General features: G+C 64.8%; 12 protein-coding genes and 1 tRNA gene. 8 read left to right on the top strand and 5 right to left on the bottom strand.

Going from position 1 to position 17,685, the window contains the following annotated elements; translation table 11 throughout:
- The first annotated feature begins 5 nt into the window (after positions 1 to 5).
- From ABT061_RS35830 to ABT061_RS35820, 3 genes are all read left to right on the top strand, one after another.
- On the top strand, positions 6 to 2,093 hold the full coding sequence (locus ABT061_RS35830; protein ID WP_350926452.1) for an AAA family ATPase: 2,088 nt from the start codon (positions 6 to 8) through the stop codon (positions 2,091 to 2,093).
- Between the two features lie 116 nt (positions 2,094 to 2,209).
- Complete coding sequence (locus tag ABT061_RS35825) at positions 2,210 to 3,256, top strand: McrC family protein (RefSeq protein ID WP_350926450.1); 1,047 nt, start codon at positions 2,210 to 2,212, stop codon at positions 3,254 to 3,256.
- A 17-nt stretch (positions 3,257 to 3,273) separates the two neighbouring features.
- Complete coding sequence (locus tag ABT061_RS35820; RefSeq protein WP_350926448.1) at positions 3,274 to 5,340, top strand: UvrD-helicase domain-containing protein; 2,067 nt, start codon at positions 3,274 to 3,276, stop codon at positions 5,338 to 5,340.
- Here the strand turns inward: ABT061_RS35820 and ABT061_RS35815 are convergent.
- The 3 genes from ABT061_RS35815 to ABT061_RS35805 form a co-directional block, all read right to left on the bottom strand.
- Positions 5,330 to 6,436: a hypothetical protein gene (locus tag ABT061_RS35815; RefSeq protein WP_350926446.1), complete on the bottom strand. Its 1,107-nt coding sequence runs from the start codon at positions 6,434 to 6,436 to the stop codon at positions 5,330 to 5,332. The genes ABT061_RS35820 and ABT061_RS35815 overlap by 11 nt on opposite strands.
- The gene (locus tag ABT061_RS35810; RefSeq protein WP_350926637.1) at positions 6,433 to 6,897 is read right to left on the bottom strand and encodes a DUF4365 domain-containing protein; all 465 of its coding nucleotides are present in this window, start codon (positions 6,895 to 6,897) and stop codon (positions 6,433 to 6,435) included. Before ABT061_RS35810 ends, ABT061_RS35815 begins: the two co-directional genes overlap by 4 nt.
- Before the next feature lie 642 nt (positions 6,898 to 7,539).
- Positions 7,540 to 10,047, bottom strand: a complete 2,508-nt coding sequence (locus tag ABT061_RS35805; protein ID WP_350926444.1) for a DUF262 domain-containing protein — start codon at positions 10,045 to 10,047, stop codon at positions 7,540 to 7,542.
- A 239-nt stretch (positions 10,048 to 10,286) separates the two neighbouring features.
- Between ABT061_RS35805 and ABT061_RS35800 the strand changes: the two genes are divergently transcribed.
- Both ABT061_RS35800 and ABT061_RS35795 read left to right on the top strand, forming a co-directional pair.
- Positions 10,287 to 10,808, top strand: a complete 522-nt coding sequence (locus tag ABT061_RS35800; RefSeq protein ID WP_350926442.1) for a helix-turn-helix domain-containing protein — start codon at positions 10,287 to 10,289, stop codon at positions 10,806 to 10,808.
- Positions 10,718 to 11,257 carry a transposase gene (locus ABT061_RS35795; RefSeq protein ID WP_350926440.1) on the top strand — a complete coding sequence of 180 codons (540 nt, stop codon included), beginning with the start codon at positions 10,718 to 10,720 and terminating at the stop codon, positions 11,255 to 11,257. The genes ABT061_RS35800 and ABT061_RS35795 overlap by 91 nt, the downstream gene beginning before the upstream one ends.
- A gap of 1,222 nt (positions 11,258 to 12,479) precedes the next feature.
- Here the strand turns inward: ABT061_RS35795 and ABT061_RS35790 are convergent.
- Positions 12,480 to 12,552, bottom strand: a tRNA-Arg gene (locus ABT061_RS35790).
- Positions 12,553 to 14,003: 1,451 nt separating this feature from the next.
- Here ABT061_RS35790 and ABT061_RS35785 point away from each other — a divergent pair.
- The gene (locus tag ABT061_RS35785; RefSeq protein ID WP_350926438.1) at positions 14,004 to 15,083 is read left to right on the top strand and encodes a D-alanyl-D-alanine carboxypeptidase family protein; all 1,080 of its coding nucleotides are present in this window, start codon (positions 14,004 to 14,006) and stop codon (positions 15,081 to 15,083) included.
- A gap of 313 nt (positions 15,084 to 15,396) precedes the next feature.
- Here the strand turns inward: ABT061_RS35785 and ABT061_RS35780 are convergent, their stop codons facing one another.
- Entirely contained in the window at positions 15,397 to 15,828 is a 432-nt protein-coding gene (locus ABT061_RS35780) for a PPOX class F420-dependent oxidoreductase (protein WP_350926436.1), read from the bottom strand.
- 313 nt (positions 15,829 to 16,141) lie between these two features.
- On the opposite strand from ABT061_RS35780, the gene ABT061_RS35775 reads away from it, so the two are divergent.
- Together ABT061_RS35775 and ABT061_RS35770 are read left to right on the top strand one after the other, a co-directional pair.
- On the top strand, positions 16,142 to 16,510 hold the full coding sequence (locus ABT061_RS35775; RefSeq protein ID WP_350926635.1) for a MerR family transcriptional regulator: 369 nt from the start codon (positions 16,142 to 16,144) through the stop codon (positions 16,508 to 16,510).
- 41 nt (positions 16,511 to 16,551) lie between these two features.
- Positions 16,552 to 17,496 carry a polysaccharide deacetylase family protein gene (locus ABT061_RS35770; RefSeq protein ID WP_350926434.1) on the top strand — a complete coding sequence of 315 codons (945 nt, stop codon included), beginning with the start codon at positions 16,552 to 16,554 and terminating at the stop codon, positions 17,494 to 17,496.
- Positions 17,497 to 17,685 lie beyond the last annotated feature (189 nt).

Raw genomic sequence — 17,685 nt, 5'->3', positions numbered from 1 at the left:
CCACCGTGGCCTTCGCCGATCACGTCGGGCCGTTGCTGCGGACCACCCTGGAGGTGCTGCGCGACGCGGACGGCCCGATCACGCGCCGGGAGACGTTCGATGAGGTCGAGCGGCGGGTGGAGATCGCTCCCGAATACCTCACGGCTTACCCGAGCGGCGAGCCGCGGTGGCGCAAGCAGCTCGGATGGCGCGTCATGGAGGCGGCGGCGCTCGGGTGGGTGACCCGGCGGGGCGGCTGGTCGATCACCGAAGCAGGGCTTCAGGCGTTGGAGGACCACCCGGGAGCCGAGCTGTATCGCCAAGTGACGAAGCTGTATCGCGCCAAGCACCAGAGTGGGAAGAAGTACGCGGATCCGAAGTGGGCGCCGATCGCCGAGGCTCTCGCTCGCCTGGAGGCGGGTTCATGGACCAGCCACGTCGATCTCGCCGCGCTGAACGGCACGGCCTGGAACTCGGTGTGGGGGTTCCTCAGTGAGCAGCAACCCGCCGCGGCACACCGCGTGCTGCTCAACGACGGCCGCATCTCCGATGACTTCAAGTGGTCCGATCCAGAGCGTACCGACGATCCCCGTGAGGTGCTCGAGCGCGAAGGCCTGGAGTTCGATTCGGCCGGTCGCGCTAACTCCGCACAGCGCCTCACCACTGACGAGTTCCGCGAGATGCTGGCCGAGCTCGCCCCCGAATCCCCGATCCGGCGGGCGTGGCTGGTGCGGGGGTCGTCCGTGGACGGGCGGGACCTGGTGCCGGTCTGGCTGCACAAGGAATCGGTGTCGCTGGCCGCCTCCAGCCTGCCGGAGATCGCCATCCCGATCGAGCGCGACCAGCTCAAGGCCATCGTGGAGGAGAACTACCAGCACAAGTCATACGCGGCCCGCGAAGCCAAGCTTGCGGAGTTCGACGCTTTCTGCATCCGGATGCGGCTGGGTGACTACGTTCTCACCACCACCCAGGGCAAGACCTACGTCGGCCGGATAGCCGGCGAGGCCGTTTACACCTCCTCTTCCGACAAGCGGTCCAATCTGCGCCGCGAGGTGGAGTGGCTGAATGCGACCCGGCCGGTGCCCTTCGCCAACCTCCCGCAGCCTCTGCCGGCCAAGCTCCACAGCCAGTCCGACGTGGTGGAGCTGACCGAGAACCTCGCCGCGATCGAGGAACTGCTTGCGGCCCTGGACATAGCGCTCGATGAGCCGGTGGAGCCGGTACGCGAGCTGGCCTTTCCGGAGGTCAGCGAGGATCTCGCCGACGACATCCTCGTCGATCGTGACGAACTGCAGCGTCTGGCCGACCTGCTCTGGGAAAACAAGCAACTCATCCTGTACGGCCCGCCCGGGACGGGGAAGACTTTCATCGCCCGCAAGCTCGCCGGGGCACTCGCGGAGCCGAGCGCGGTCAAACTCGTCCAGTTCCACCCTTCCTATACCTATGAAGACTTCTTCGAGGGCTTTCGCCCGGTGCAAAGACTGGACGGACAACTGGCCTTCGAGCTCCGCCCCGGCCCTTTCCGGCAGCTGGTGGAAGCAGCCCGGCAGCACCCGTCCGACCCCTACATCCTCATCATCGACGAGATCAACCGAGCCAACCTGGCCAAGGTCTTCGGCGAGCTGTACTTCCTGCTCGAATACCGCGACGACGCCATCGGCCTGCTCTACTCGGCGGAGTCCGATTTCACGCTTCCGCCGAACGTGTTCGTCGTGGGCACGATGAACACCACCGACCGGTCCATCGCCCTGGTGGATGCGGCGATGCGGCGCCGGTTCCGCTTTGTCGAGCTTCACCCCGGGCTCACTCCGATCAAGGGTCTGCTGGGACGCTGGCTGGCTCGGCTGCGCAAGGACGACGAGCTTGCCGTACACAATCTCGACGCCCCAGAGGTGCTCGACGCGCTGAACGGTCGCATCGAGGACCATGACCTGGCCATCGGCCCTTCCTGCCTGATGAAGCCCGGGATCTATCGGCGCGCGAATGGGCTTGAGGAGGTTTGGGAGACGGCCATCCTGCCGCTTCTCGCCGAGCATCACTACGGCAGCCCGCCCAGCGTCCTCGACCGCTACAGGATGTCGTCGCTTCGCCGGACACTTGCCGTACCGGAATGACCCGCATTCAGGTCGCGGAGACAGGGCAGGCACGAGCCCTGCTCACGCCCGAGCAAGGACGGCGCCTTGACGAGTCGGGCGTGGTGTATGCCCGGCCCTCGCCGTACGAGACGGGCGTGTGGGAGGTCACGCCGCGCGGTCAGGTAGGCGTCGCGATCGTCGGCGACATCGAGGTGTGGGTGACGCCCAAGCTGCCGATCGATCGGCTCCTGTTCCTGGTCGGCTACGCGGCGAATCCCAAAGGCTGGCGGGAGGAGAGCGTTCGTCTGGACGTCCGGGACGGGCTGATCCCCGCTGTCGCACAAGCCCTTTGGCGGCAAGTGGAGCGTGCTCTGAGCCAGGGACTGCTCCAGGGTTATCGCACCCGTGAGGAATCCTCGTATGTGCTGCGCGGTCGCCTGCGGGAAGGTGATCAGCTGCGTCGGCACCATGGACGAGTCATTCCGATGGAGATCCGGCATGACGACTTCACCGTGGACATCCCGGAGAACCAGATCCTGCTCGCCGCCGTCACGCGCCTGCTCACCGTTCCTCGGATCACCGGCGAGTCACGCAGGCGCCTGATCGCGTTGCGGCAGCGGTTGGCCGAGGTAACCAGCCTGGTCCGTGGGGCGGCATTGCCTCGTTGGCAACCGACGCGGCTAAACACGCGCTATCACACCGCCCTGCGACTGGCGGAGATCGTGTGGCGAGCGACGTCGCCGGAGTACGCCCCCGGCTCTACGGTCGCCAACGGGTTCCTCTTCGACCTGCCGAAGATCTTCGAGGACTTCGTGACCGTGGCCGTCTCGGAGGAGCTCCACACCCGCTTCGGCGGTGCCGCCTACCCGCAGTATCCCTGCCACCTGGACGAAGCCTTCGCCATCCGGATGAAGCCCGACCTGGTGTGGGAGTTGGACGGCATGCCACGTGCCGTCGTCGATGCCAAGTACAAGCAGGAGAAACCCGCCGGATATCCGGACGCGGACCTGTATCAGATGCTGGCCTACTGCACGGCGCTTCACCTGCCGCGCGGACATCTGATCTATGCCAAGGGGAACTCATCAGCCGCCACACACGTCGTACGGCATGCGGGCATCGAGATCGTCTGCCACGCGCTCGACCTCGCCTCGGCACCGGAGGCGATCCTTACGCAAGTAAGCATGGTCGTAACTGAGTTCTGATCCGGCGAGGAGGATCCGTGGCACGGCTGGCGATCGACAGCGGGTTCCTGTGGGAGTTCGGCAAGCTGAACCCGACTGTTCAGGAGCGGGTCCAGGAGGTCTTCAGCAAGTTCCAGGCTGGCGGATCGGGAATCAATTTGGAGAAGATTCACCGAGCGAAGGACAACCGCTTTCGGTCGATCCGGATCGACCAGGGGTACCGAGGCATCGTCCTGGCCCCTGACGAGGGCGACCTCTACCTCCTCCTCAAGGTCGACGAGCATGACGCCGCCTACAAGTGGGCCGAGCGCCACAAGGTCTCGGTCAACAGAGTTTCCGGGGTCATCGAGGTCATCGATGTCGTGGGCGTCGAGGAGGCCACGGCCAGGAACACCGCATCGGGTATGACCGTAGGACTGTTCAACCATGTCAGCGACAAGGAGTTGCAGACACTGGGTATCGACGAGCAGACCTTGGCCTTCGCCCGGTCCGTAACGGAGCAGATCGAGCTGGAGACGGCCCGCCGCCAGTTGGGTGAGGCTCAGTACGACGTGCTCATCGGCCTCGCCATGGGCATGAGCCCCGAGGAGGTCTGGAACGAGGTCGCGCAGGCAGCTCCGGTCAATACCGATGATCTGCTTGCGGCCACCGAACGGACGAGCCGCCGACTGGTTCTGGTTACCGGTCCCGACGAGCTGATGGACGTCTTCGGCCAGCCGTTCGCTCTGTGGCGGGTGTATCTGCACCCGAGCCAGCTGCGCGTCGCGCACGCTCGCTACAGCGGACCCGCCCGGGTCACCGGAGGGCCGGGAACCGGCAAGACCGTCGCGGCTTTGCATCGGGCGCGTCATCTGGCTCGTCGCACTCACGGTGACGGATCGGTGCTGCTGACCACCTTCACCAAGACGCTCGCCGCATCGCTGGACGACGGGGTGCGGCTGCTGGTGAACGAGCCAGACCTGCTCCGACGCATCGACGTCCGTCATATCGACCAGATCGCCTATCAGATCGTGTCCCGCGAGCATGGGCGCCTGACTGTCCTGAGCGATGCACAAGAGCTGGGCCGATGGGCGAAGGTCAGCTCCGTACACGAGCCGTCATTTCTTGCCGCCGAGTGGCGACAGGTCGTTCTGGCTCAGGGGATCACGTCGCTGCTGGAGTATCAGGGCGCGAGGAGAAAGGGGCGGGGTGCTCGGCTCGGTTCCGCTGCGAGGGAGCCCGTCTGGGAGGCGATAGAGACGTTCACGTCTGGGCTACGTACGGACGGCGTGTGGACGTACGAGACGATCTGCATCGAGGCGACTCGGCTGCTGGACGGAGCCGAGCGCAAGCCGTACGAGCACGTGATCGTAGATGAGGCGCAGGACCTCAGCCCTTGGCAGTGGCGGTTCCTGCGCGCGGCCGCCCCATCCGGACCGGATGATCTGTTCATCGCTGGAGACACCCACCAGCGCATCTACGACAACCGCGTCTCCCTTCGGCAGGTCGGCATCGACGTCACGGGGCGGTCAACACGCTTGAAGATCAATTATCGGACCACGGCCGAGATCCTGGCGTGGAGCGTGGGGCTGCTCCGAGGTGAGGCGATCGACGACATGAACGACGATCTCGAGTCGTTGACCGGCTGCCGCTCGGACGTCCACGGTAGCTGGCCTCATCTGGAAGGACTCCGGTCTCGGTCAGACGAGCTGTCGTTCGTGGCGAGGAAGGTCCGAGAGTGGGTGGATCAGGGCGTGGAACCAGGACAGATCGGTATCGCCATGCGCTCCCGAGCCCCCATCAGGGAGACAGTGCAGGCACTGGCTGAGCACGGAATCCCCGCCGTCGACCTGGCGCAGCCAGGACCCCATGACGGAAAAGTGCTGGTTGGGACCATGCACCGAATGAAGGGTCTGGAGTTTCGATGCATGGTCGTGACAGGCGTCAGCGAAAACGCCGTCCCCGCGCCTTCAGCCGTCACCGCCGAGGCTGTGGACAAGGTCGCCCATGCTCTCGACCTACAGCGTGAGCGCTGTGTTGTCTTCGTCGCCTGCACTCGGGCACGTGAAGAGCTCATGGTTACTTGGACCGATGAGCCCAGCCCCTTCCTGCCCGTCAGCCGATGATCTCCAGCCCCGTCGAGTCGGGACGCATCTCCAGTCGTTTGCCTGTCGTGGACAATCTGCCGCTGACGCGTAGGTAAGCGCGCTGATAGTGAAGGGTTCCTGCCCTTTCGTACTCTCCGCGGCTCACCACAACCCAGATCGCTCGGGCCACCGCCTCGGCGGAGGACGACTGCAGTTCACCGCGGATCTTAATGCGCGGAGGTTCGATGCCATCGTCGTGTAGATCCTCGATGACGCCGGTGATGGTGGTGTTGCCGATGCGGGAAAGATCTCGGAGTTGCTTGGCCGCTTGACTGAGGACGCTGGCCATGGTCGCGCTGAACGCGATGCTCTCGCCGGCGGGAGCACTGAGCCCTCGTGCCCAGCCAAATGAGATGGAAAACGGGCGGTCGACTCCATGGCCGGCCAGTCCGCTGACAGCCTCACAAAGGTCAGCCGAGACACCTTGCTCGACGTAGTCTTCGATGATGTCGAACGAGGCTGTTCCCCGGATGACTTGGGTACACGCTGTGTGGGAGGCTCGAAGAGCACGCTCGAGCGTGCCGAGCACCTGTCTTCCGAAGGGGTCCGTCTCCTCCTCGTCAAACAGGGAAGCTTGTACCGCCCTAGCCACTAATGGTACGCGCGCGGTGAAGATATAACTCCCGGGCTTGCTTGTGCCAAGGCGTACGCTTCCGAGGAAGTCTTGCACGCTGCTGCTGCGTCGCCCCATGAAGATCAGCTGAGTTCCTTCTTCGACCGTCCGAGCGGAGGTGTCGAGGAGTTCGCAGATGCTGTCGACCGCCCGGACTCCGGATAGGAGAGGAATGGTTCCCGAGGGGGCATCGGGTTGGGTGCGAATGTCGATGGTGTCGACCATCGGTTCGGCGATGTCGAGCCGGATCTCCTCCTCTGGCCTGTCTTCCAGAGCAGCGAGCTTGGCTACGGCCTCATTGAGTAGTTCATCGTCATCGGGGTACTCGCGCTGTGGAGGAACGAGAAGCCGCGTGTTGGTGCCCTCCCAGATTTCCGCGCCGCGCCACATCCCCTCGTTCCGCCACCCCCTGCTGGCGAGATATCCGGCGAGGCCGGCCGGGTCGACGGCTGGCTCGTTCACGGGGCCACCTCCTCCAGCGCCGGATCCAGCAACGTTCTCAGGGTGTTGACGGTGAGGAGGTTCTTCTTTGGAACCCGGACTGTCACCGTGCCCTTGCAGCGTGGACTGTCGATCCTGTCGTGGTCTGCCAGCGAATGCCAGTAGGCGGCGTGACTGAGCAGGAGGCCGTCCTCGTCGCCCTTGGCGTATTCGGCCACTTTATCCGGCACGATCACAAGGAAGAGGAAGCGAGGGATTCGGCGCGCTCCGCCTGCGAGAGCGTTGAACCTCTTCTCCGTCAGTCGCGGATAAATCCAGTCGTTGTCATCACCCTTGGGGGTGGTCCAGGTCTTGACCTGGACACGCATGGCCGGAAAGTCACCGCGGATCTCAACGGGTGCGGAGATGTCGAAGTCAACGCCGGTGCAGTCAGGGGTGAGGACGCTGGCCTGGAGCCCGGCGGCGGCCGCGAGAACCTGAATGAAGCACTCGCCATACCAGCCCTGGTGATTGTTCTTGTCCAGGCACCACTCACAAGACAGGGCAGCCTCCCTTACCGACGGCCACCCCCGAGTCCGCCACGAAAAGAATCATGATCACGATAGCAAGGTCTGGTTTCCGACGAAAGACTCGGCCGAGAGCCCGCCAGGGTGATCTAACCGCGCGGAGTACCTGTCGTCCATCGGCCCTGGGTAGGTGACATATCTGACGTCGATGCGGTGAGGCGGGTGCACGCTGAGTGCGCCGGTCTGATGGTTCTCGACCACTTCGGTTCATGATGAGGGAATTCTGTGAGCGTCCACACGTCTTCGTGCCTGTCCGCTGCGACGATCCACGGCGGGCCGGATTCAATCCGGCGACTGCCGCCGACGTTGGAGCTTCACCTCCAATAGCACCTGATCAGTGAGCCTTGGAGATTGAAAGGCTCACCCAGCAATCGGTCGGTCGTCTTGTCCGAGGTGCTGGTCGAGGGAGTTGGAGGCTGCCGCTGCGCAGCCGTTCACGAACCTTGTGCCCGCGCCTCATTTCAAGGTGTGCGCGCAGGTTCAGGCGGACGGTGGCGGCGCTCGACGCTGTGGATTTCCGGCTGCGCGTCCACACCACCGGCCGACGCTTCCCTGCCCTCAGTGGACTTGGACAGCGAACCAGTCAAGTGCAGCAACGACGACGTCGTAGACCGATTCGTTAACGAGTTGGGTGATCTTGAAGGACGGATACAGCTCCAGCTTGGCCACGGGGATGTCCAGGCCAGGGGCGCCGTTCAGCCGCTGTCGTAGTTCGTCTCGCAAGACCAGGGCATCGAAGGGCGGGCGCTTTTTCAACGTGCCGAACGGCACCTCGACGACCTTCGTGTAGAAGCGGATGGGAGCGATCGGCTTGCCATCCACTTTGATATAGGGCGCGCATGAGGCGGCAGCGGCCGAGCCGTATTGAATCTCATGGCCAGCGGCCCGCCAGTGGTCGAGAACTTTCTGTACGGCACCGGCCGCTTGAGGGCCGCTCTGCTCGTTGAGCTGGGTCAAGAAGCGGACTTCACGCTCATCAAGGCTTCCAGGGTCGTCCCCGGTGTTATCCAGTTCGGTTTCAGCGAGGTCCGCCGCGCCCGGCAGGCCCAAGAGCTCTGCCAGCTCGCGTGCGCTGACGGCCTGATCGGGATTGGCTCGCCCGGCCTCGTCAAACTTGATCCCTTCGGCAAGGAGGACATCACGAACGTCACGCGTGTCATTCGGATCGAGCCAGCGAAATCCCGGCGAGATTTGTCCGGACTTGGTGAGCACGCGGTGAGCGTTGAGCGCCGTGACAGTGGCGAGGTGGACGCCTACCGGCACCGGGTGGGAGCCGATCAGCTCGGCGAGAGCGGAGTATGACGTCCACGTCGAGGGTGGCAAGGCGGCCAGTGCGTTGTAGAGCAGCGTCCAGTCGCGCGAAGTCGCTGGACCGCGGTCGGCCTCTATAGGGCCGGGCCAGGTCTGGATGGCTCGGTCCGCCAGTCGGTTCGCCCGTTCCAATATCTCGGCCTTGCCCCAGTGCTCCAGAATGGCGATCTCCTGGTTCATCGCAATGCCGCTGTGCCCAAGCAGCTCCCGCTTCTTCATGAAGGGGATGTTGCCGAGCTCGGAGTTGTAGCCGCTAAGGGTGAGGTTGCCCAGGGTGTGAACCAGCTGTTTGTGCATGAGGTCCGGATCCTCGGCCTCGCTCAGCTCGGTCAGCCACTCCGGGGTGAGCGTCTGTGGCAGGACGTGTTCGATAGTGATCTTCTTGTCGGAGAGGTCCACGGCTTCCTTGCTCTTGAGGACCTCCTCGAGGCGCCGCAGCACCAGCTTCTGCTGGGCGGCTCGGCCTTGCCAGTAGAACGCTCGGTTGCGGATCTCCTCGCGAAGCTGCGCGTCTGATGGCCAGTAGAGTCGCGCCGGCGACAGCGCCTCGCGTACAGCCTGGGCAACCGGCTCGTCCGGCGATAGTTGGATCGTGAGGCGCTGGAAGATGCGGTTCAGATTCCCGGTCGTTACTCCCGCGATCAATCGGCGGACGAGGAAGCTCTCGACATACAGGAGCGCCTCGGCGACTTCGTCCTCGGTCGCGTGGTCGTCTTCGAGGAACTCCAGAAGACGCATCACTAGTGCGTAGGCCGTACTCGCCTGCCAGGCGTTCAGGAACCTCAACCGGTCATCGATCGGCGACTCCATGCTCGGGTTCAGAATGCGTTCCAGGTGACGGGCCCGCCGCGAGAGTTCGCGCACGTACGCTTCGACCTTGCTCTCGTCACCGGCCATGGCCGACAGCAGCCGCTGATGGCCGCGGTAGGTCGCGTTGAACTGTGCTTCGTCGCCTTGGCGGAGCACCAGCACCAGGTACATGAGCTGGTCCATGGACTTGGCGTCGAGACGCTTATGGATAGGGCGCCAGAACGCGTCGTAGACGTGCTGTCCGGTCGTTGGCAGGCACATGAAGACGTAGTTGCGGATCAAGTCGACCTGGCTGAGCCTCATGCCGGTGTTGTTGATCGACTCGAAGATCCGGAAGGCGTTGTCGTCCTTCTCGACGAGGATTTGCACCAGGTTGAGCCTGTCGAGCAGCACGGTGGCCACGCGCTGGATGTCGTGTGGATCTGCGGGATCGTCGAACTTGACCAGCATGGTCTTGAAGAACTGGTAGGCATTGCCGATCTGGCTGTCGGCCAGGCCGTCCAGCTCACCGTCGACGCAGGCCTTGAACGCCGCCCGGTCCACTTGGGTGGGCAGCAGGCGGTAGCGACGTTCGCCCTTCTCGAAGGTGTTGAGCAGGTGGAGATTGTCGATCCGTGCACGGTAGTCGGGGTCTTCAGCTGCAATGTGATCACGGATTGCACACAAGGCAAGCATCAAGGTTGTCAGTCGCTGCTGGCCGTCCACGACGATCCACTGATCCCAGCCAGGTGCCAAGTCAGGCCCCGGTGCGAGGACGATCGACCCAAGGAAGTGGCTCGGCGCCTCGCTCTGGTTCTCGGCCAGGACGTCGACCTGCGCCATGACGTCCGCCCATAGCTGCAAGAGCTGTTCGCGTTCCCACGCGTAGTGGCGCTGATAGAGCGGGATCAGTAGCTGCTGCTCCCCCTTAATCAGCTTCCGGAGCGTCGTCTCGTTCGCCTTCATCGCCAGCCTCCGGAAAGGTAAAGGTTGACCAATCTTCTCAGTGATCACATCCAGCCGCCATCCAAATTGGCCGATAAGGCCTGGGCTCGCGACACACGGCGGGCAAGTTGCGGAGGCTGCTCACCGAACTAGCTACTGAGGTTGAAGCTCGGGAGTTAGATCATCGACGGTGATTTATGACCGTTGGATGACCTCGTGTTCGGTATGCCGGAGTTATGAGGTATCCGGAAGGCGGTGGATTGACCGCCAAAGATCGAGCGCGACGCGAGGCGGTGCGGCTGCAGGCAGCGGAGATGTACGCGCAGGGGACGTCGCAGGCCGAGGTGGCGCGGTTGCTGCGGGTCTCGCCGATGTCGGCCAGCCGCTGGTATCGCGCCTGGCAGGCCGGGGGAACCGCGGCGCTGGCCTCCAAAGGACCGGCCGGGTGGCCGTGTCGGCTGAACGAGGAACAGCGCGAGCGACTGGAGGCCGAACTGAAGGCCGGACCGGCCGCGCACGGCTGGGGTGAGGATCAGCGCTGGACACTGGCCCGCATCGCCGAGTTGATCGTCCGGCTGTTTCGTATCCGCTACAGCCTGCGCGGGGTGTCGCTGTTGTTGCACCGGATGGGCTGGTCGCCGCAGATGAGCGTGCACCGGGCCACCGAGCGTGACGAGGTGGTGATCACCTGGTGGAAGACCGAGCAGTGGCAGCGGATAAAAGGACGGCGGCGGCTCAGGACGCGTGGATCTGCTTCCAGGACGAAGCCGGCCAGATCCTGAGACCGCCCAAGGCGCGGACCTGGTCGCGGCGGGGACACCCGCCGGTGGTGACCGTGTCGGGCAAGGGCTCGGGCCGGGTATCGATCGCCGGCCTGGTCTGCTGCAAACCCCGGCGGCGCAGCCGGTTGATCTATCGGATCCGGCTGCATCGGGGCCACAAGGGTGAGCGCCGCAGCTTCGCCGAACGCGATTATGCCGGCCTGCTGGACGCCGCTCATCAGCAGCTCGGCGCGCCGATCGTGCTGGTATGGGACAACTTGAACACCCATATCAGTCGGGCGATGCGGTCATATATCGCTGCCCGGGACTGGCTGACGGTCTACCGGCTGCCCGCCTATGCGCCCGAACTCAACCCGGCCGAGGGCATCTGGGCCAACCTCCGCACCGGGCTGGGCAACCTGAGAGTCACCGGCCTGGACGCCTCAACGCGATCATCAAGACCCGGCTGAAACGCATGCAGTACCGGCCCGACCTCATTACCGGCTTCTTCAACGAGACCGGTCTGCCCTTCGAACTGGCCTAACTCTGGAGATTTAATCTCAGTAACGAGGAACCTGTGTCGTGCTTGGCGGACCATGTTGAAAGAGCGTTGGAAATTCTGATATGTGCTCTCGTCGTAAGGTCGAAGCAGGAATCGAATCCCCGTAATATTCGCGTGGGCAACTATACCGCCATCGCAATCGGCGTTGTGCTGGTTTGGGTCTACAACGGCGGACAAATCATGGTCGGTTAGTGTGCGATCGAGAGTGTCTTGGTGGCCATCTTGATCATCGTCTCGACCGGCCGATCCATCTAAGTTAATTGTGCATATATCGAGTTGTGCACTAACTGTAAGTTGGAGGAGGTAATAAAGGACTGCATCAGTGTCAGTAGTGTGCCCTCGCCACGGCTGGCTCAGCGCTCGAAGAAGCCAGGCATGATCGGGTTGCACAGTTTCTCTGAACACTTTCGCGATGCGCGGAGCACCAATTGTTGGGCCTAAGAGCTGAGCAATCTTCCGGCCGAGGTCCCGGTGCGTGCTGTACGCCACGCCATCACTGTAACGTGAGGGGATGACAGGACTACCACAAGTGAGTGATTTCTGTCCCTGCGGGCAAGGAGAAGTCATGGCGAAGTGAGTCCACGCCTTCGGCGTGCTGGCGCATCCTCTGTGGCACATAATGCAGAAAGCCTGGCCATCGCCATTGACCATTTGAGCTGAACATCTGGTGCCGTCCCGCGCGTATGCGTAGCTCCGGTTACCTTCCGTTTCTCGCTTGTTGTCCTGTCCGCATTCGGCGGCTTGAGCTTGGGCGGCTGGCCTCGCACCCCTTCGAAGTGGGCGGGGGACTGTCTCCCACCGGTACCTTTCCGGCTCATCTCTGAGGGGCCTGGGGTACAGGGGGCGGAGCTCTGTGAATCTTCTGTCAGGGCGCCTCGGCGGGTTGGATGGCGTCGCCCATGGGCAGATCGGCAAGGCCTCGGAGGCGTTCAGACTTAGTGGAGAGCCCCGCAGGGTCCGAGGCTCTGCTTTCGAGGCCTAACCCGGCAAACGGGGCCACAAGATCATCCCGTGCATATTCCGTGAACGGCGACTCAGGGCTACCCTCGGCGGCCTACGGCTGCACAGGGATGCAAGCTGCACCCGGGAAGAACTCCCAGGTCAGACGGCAGATCACAAGATCAACTAGGTGCCCCCGGCATGATTCGAACATGCGACACCCGCTTTAGGAGAGCGGTGCTCTATCCCCTGAGCTACGGAGGCAGGGGCTCCTAGTAAGAGTAGCGAAAGTGGCGAGTGGTTGCGCGCTTGGAGGGGGTGTTCGGGGCGGACTTCGGGTTATCGGTTCGCTGAGCTGGAGTAAAAGGGCGGCAAGTGGGCGGGTGTGCGAGGTTGGGCGGGGTTAGCGTCACGCCCCGTGATTGACAGGAGACGGAAGCGTATCCGTGGGCGCCGGGCGCTGCGGCCGGCGGTGCTGTGTGGCGCGATGCTGGCGCCCGCGCTTCTGGCCGGGGGGTTGCTGGTGGCCGAGCTCACGGGCTACGAGGCGGCCATCCGGATGGCTGATGCCGGTACGGGGCCTGAGGTGTCGGGGAAGGTGGGGGGCGAGGGGCGCGGGGGGCGGCAGGGATCCCGGGAAGGCGCCTGGAATGGTGCGATGTCCCGACCAGGGAGTGGTGGTGAGGCGTCTCGGGTGGGAGCTGAGGGCGGTGCGGAGCCTTGGATGAGGGCTGGGGATGACCTGGGGCTCCGGGCGGGGGAGGGCGTGGGGCTGAACGGGGGAGTCCCGGAGAAGGGCGCGGGGCTGCTGAGTGGGGGAGTGCCGGGAGAGGACGCTGGACTGCTGGATGGGGAAGTGCCGAGAGAAGACGTGGGGTTGCTGAGCAAGGAAGTGCCGAGGGAAGGCGTGGGGTTGCTGAGCAAGAGGGGGGCGAGGGAGGAGGCGGGGTTGCTGGACGGGGGGGTGGCGAGGGAAGGCGTGGGGTTGCTGAGCAAGAGGGGGGCGAGGGAGGAGGCGGGGTTGCTGGGTGAGGGAGTGGCAAGGGAGGGCGTGGGGCTGTTGGGCGAGGGGGCGGCGGGGGACGTGGTGGCGGTGGTGCCGGTCGCGGTTGGGGCGGTGCGGAGCGGGGTGTTCGGGCCGAGGTTGCTGCCTCCGCCCTTGCGGCCGGAGCGGGTGTACGGGGGGTGGATGCCGGTCGCCGCAAAATCGGACGTGGGCCGCTCGGCGAGTGGGGGTGGCAGGCTCGGTGGGACGGGCGAACTGGGTGGGTTGAACCAGCCGAGGCAACCCGGCTACCTGAACCAACCGGGCCAACCGGGGCGATCAAGTCAATCGGGCAAACTCGGTCAACTGAACCAACTGGGGCGGTCAGGTCAAACGGGCCAGCCGGACAGTGTGGACGAGGCGGATGTGGTCGTACCCGTGAGGGTCCCCAAAGGCCCCAGAGGGCCGCGGAGGGCCGCGTTGCGGCCGCCTGTGGAGCCTGAGCCCCGGGAGGGGCGGGAGCCCTGGGACGGCTGCCCGGTGGAGTGGCGGGGGACGTGGCTCTGGGAGGTCTGTAAGGAGCACGCGCGGCAAGAAGTCTGACTTGTCTGGTCGCAAAAAGGGGTGTTCGGCGCATAACGGCTGTGGAGGTCTGGCCCGGGTAGTTGGCCAGCTGTAGTAGCGTGCGTGCCTGACCCAGGTCACGAGTTCGCAAACGGAGGGGTCGAACGTGCCACCTCGTCGATCAGCGGGTCTGATCGCCGTCGTCGCGACGATGCTTTCCCTCCTGCCGGGGGCCGCTGTCGCGCAGCGGGCGCCGGCGGAGGTTCAGGCCGTTGTCGTCGCCGATCCGGTGAATCTCACAGAGCTGCGTCGCGAGGCGGAGAAGGCGACAAAGGACCTTGAGGCCGCGACCAAGGCGCTGGAGCAGCGGCGGACCCAGATCCGTGACTCGGAAAAGAAGCTCACCGCCAAGCTGAGGGAGCTGCAGGCGGCCGAGAGGGCTTTCGAGCAGGTACGGCAGCCGCTCTCGGACCTGGTCGGGCTCCTCTATCAGCAACCCCTCGGCGGGGACGTGGCCGGTTTCCTGTCCGGCGAGTCCAACACGAACACCCTGCGGGCCATGGCCGGTGTCACCCAGCTCGTTGCCGAGCAGGACCTGATCCTCAAGGACAGCAGTCGCCTGCAGCTGGAGCGGGAGCGGCTGGCGGGCGAGGCGCAGGAGCTCCGGGCGACCAACCTCCTCGCGGAGGCGCAGATGGGCGCCGAGATCGAGACGCTCAGGGCGCGCTCGCAGAAGATCGTGCAGTCCCTGACCAAGGCGCTGGTGAAGCTGGGCGTCAAGATCAATAAGAATGGGCAGCCGGCGGCCGGGTGTGACCCGACCAGGGCGACCTCGATGGGCGACTTTCCCAACGGGCTCATCCCGCAGGCGTACCTCTGCCCGCTCCAGCAACCGGGCAACCAGCTGCGCGGTGACGCCGCGCTCGCGTTCATCAGCCTCAACGAGGCGTACAAGCGGCGGTTCGGCAAGCCCATGTGCGTGACCGACAGCTACCGGAGCCTGGCCGAGCAGCAGTCGGTCTACTACCGCCGCCCCGGCTTCGCCGCGGTTCCCGGACGGAGCAACCACGGCCTGGGGCTCGCGGTCGACCTGTGCGGGGGCGTCGAGCGCTTCCGCTCGGCCGAGTTCAACTGGGTGGAGGCCAACGGCAAGAGGTTCGGCTGGATCCACCCCCAGTGGGCCTATGTCAGTCCTTTCGAACCCTGGCACTGGGAGTACGACCCCAAGCTCGGTTCCCTGTTGTAAGAGCCCGGCCAGGGAAGTGGTGTACGAACATCCGGATCTGGTCACGGTTGGGGAGCGCGACATCGTACGCGGCGAGTGTGTGCGTGGGTCCGCTCAGCGGTACGGGTCTCGTGCGGTGCGGGGAGGTCAAAAGCGCAGCGAGGGCGGGTGAGGGCTTGGGGCCGTTCAGGAGAATTCGCAGGTTCGCCGGGCCGCGCGCTGGTGAGGCTCGTCTGGCAGCGCGCGCACCACGGTGATCGTGTCCGCAGCAGCGCACGGCTTACTCACCGTCGCCGGTGTGGACCTGGACATACGAAGCTTCTGCGGAGCGCTGTCAGCGGAGCTTGGCGCCGTACACGTGGTCGACCGTCATTGCCATAAGCACCCTACGGTCGGACACCATCACCGACCGATACTCGTCCCAGTCCGGGTGCTCCCCGGCGGCGATGCGGTAGTAGTCCACCAGTGCCTCGACCTCGGGACCGTGGGGGTCGGTCCCCGGCCCGGTGAGTGTCGCCATGCCCTCGGCGGTGGCCCACGCCCAGCCGTCGGGGCTGGTGACCTCCAGCGTGGCTCGTGAGTCCCGACGTAGATTCGTCGTCTTGGCTCGTCCCTCGGTCATCGAGACGTAGATGAGATCGGCCTCCTGGTCGTAGAAGGGCATGACGGGGGAAAGCTGGGGGCGGCCGTCCGACTTGATCGTTGCGAGGACACCGAGTCGACTTTCCGCGAGCAGCGTACGTGGGTTGAATGATGTGGCGGTCATGTCCCCTGCCAAGTCGTGATCGGATGCCGGCTATTCCCGGCGATACCGGGCCGGCAGCTGGTCATGGTCGCACCTTTGAGGGCTTGCGGAACTGCTCGATCATCGCCGCGTAGCCGTTCCACACGGTCGTGGGATGCCCGTCGCGCAGGAATGCTCCGGGGCCGGCGCCTGGCCCATCAGACCCAGGCCTATGACCGTCACGGGAGTGTGGCCGGCATCGCGATTCCGCATCATGCGCTCCTTCGAGGTGCGTTGGTGGTCATGGCGGAATCCTCAACGTTCACACCGATATGAAGGTCAAGGAGGAGTGAGCATGCTGATCGGGGAGCTGAGCCGGCGGACCGGAGTTCACGCACATCAGCTGCGTTACTACGAGGCCCAGGGCTTGCTTGAGCCTGGCCGCGGCGCCAACGGCTACCGCGAGTACACCAACGATGCCGTCCTGACCGTGACTCAGATCAGGAGGCTGCTCGAAGCCGGACTGTCGACCCAGGAAATCGGGTTCATGCTGCCCTGTGCCACCGGCGCGGCCCCCGACCTCGAATCCTGCCCCGAGCTCCTGGCCGTCCTACGAGCACGCCTGCATGGGCTGGACGGACACATCGACACGCTCATCCGCTCCCGCCAGGCCCTCCACGACTACATCGACGCCACCGAACGGCACTATCAGGGATGCGACTAATTCCCGTGCGTAACCTCTTGCCGGCGGTTCACACTTCGGGCATGGATGGACATGCCGTCGAGCCCGCCGCACCCTTGGTGCAGTCGAGCGAACTGCTGGGCTTCCCTCCTGACGCCCGGGTGCTCATCGTCAACTGCGACGACTTCGGGATGTACGACGCGATCAACGTCGCGGTGATCGACTCGATCGAGCAGGGGATCGCCAGTTCGTGCAGTCTGATGGTGCCGTGTCCATCGGCGCCGCACGCCATGCGTCTGCTTCGCGGGCGGCCGGAGATCCCGTTCGGGATCCACCTCACGCTGGTCTGCGACACGGCCCACTACCGGTGGGGGCCGCTGACCGCGAAGGAGAAAGTGCCCTCACTGCTCGACGACTCGGGCGAACTGTTCATATCCACACCCGCGGGGCGTTCCGAGTTCCTCGCCCAGGCCCGTCTCGACGAGGTAGAGCTTGAGTTCCGCGCACAGATCAACGCCGTGGCCGACGCCGGGCTCACACCAACGCATCTGGACTTCCACTGCCTGGCCGACGGCGGGCGCGACGACATCCTCGACCTGACCGTGGCGCTGGCCGCGGAGTACGGTCTGGCGGTGCGGGTCTGGCTCGAACCCGGACGTCAGAAGATGCGACAGCGGGGCCTGCCGGTCACCGACAACGAGTTCCTGGACAGCTTTTCCCTCAGCATCGAGGGCAAGCCGGCCCGATACGCCCATCTGCTACGCGACCTGCCGGCCGGGCTCAGCGAATGGGCGGTGCATCCCAGTGTCGGCCGCGAGGAGTCGCAGGCGATCGACAGCGGCTGGCGCGTACGCCGAACCGACTACGAGTTCCTGACCTCGCCGAAGGCTCACGAACTCCTCCAACAGGAGGGCATCGCCGTGATCGACTACCGGACCATCCAACGGGCATGGTCCAGCGCCCCCGGTAGATCGGCAGTACGCCTTCCCGCTCAACGACGGTCGGCGCTGGACAGTCGGCCCTCGTAGGTGCTCAAGCTTCTCCGGCCGCATTGAGCCGCAGGCGCCTACCTCCATAGCCCGTTGGTCGTGCTCGTTCTCATCAGTGATCGGGAGAGCGAGTTCTGGCCCCACTTCGATGTTCGGTGGTGAGCCTCCTTGCCACCATCTCGACCTTCTGGGGACCGATTACCTTAAGCCAGACCAGCTCGCTGTCGT

The organism is Streptosporangium sp. NPDC002544 (assembly GCF_040295965.1).
GTDB lineage: Bacteria > Actinomycetota > Actinomycetes > Streptosporangiales > Streptosporangiaceae > Streptosporangium.
The sequence above is the reverse complement of the archived record's forward strand: the minus strand, read 5'-3'. Positions and strand labels throughout refer to the sequence as shown.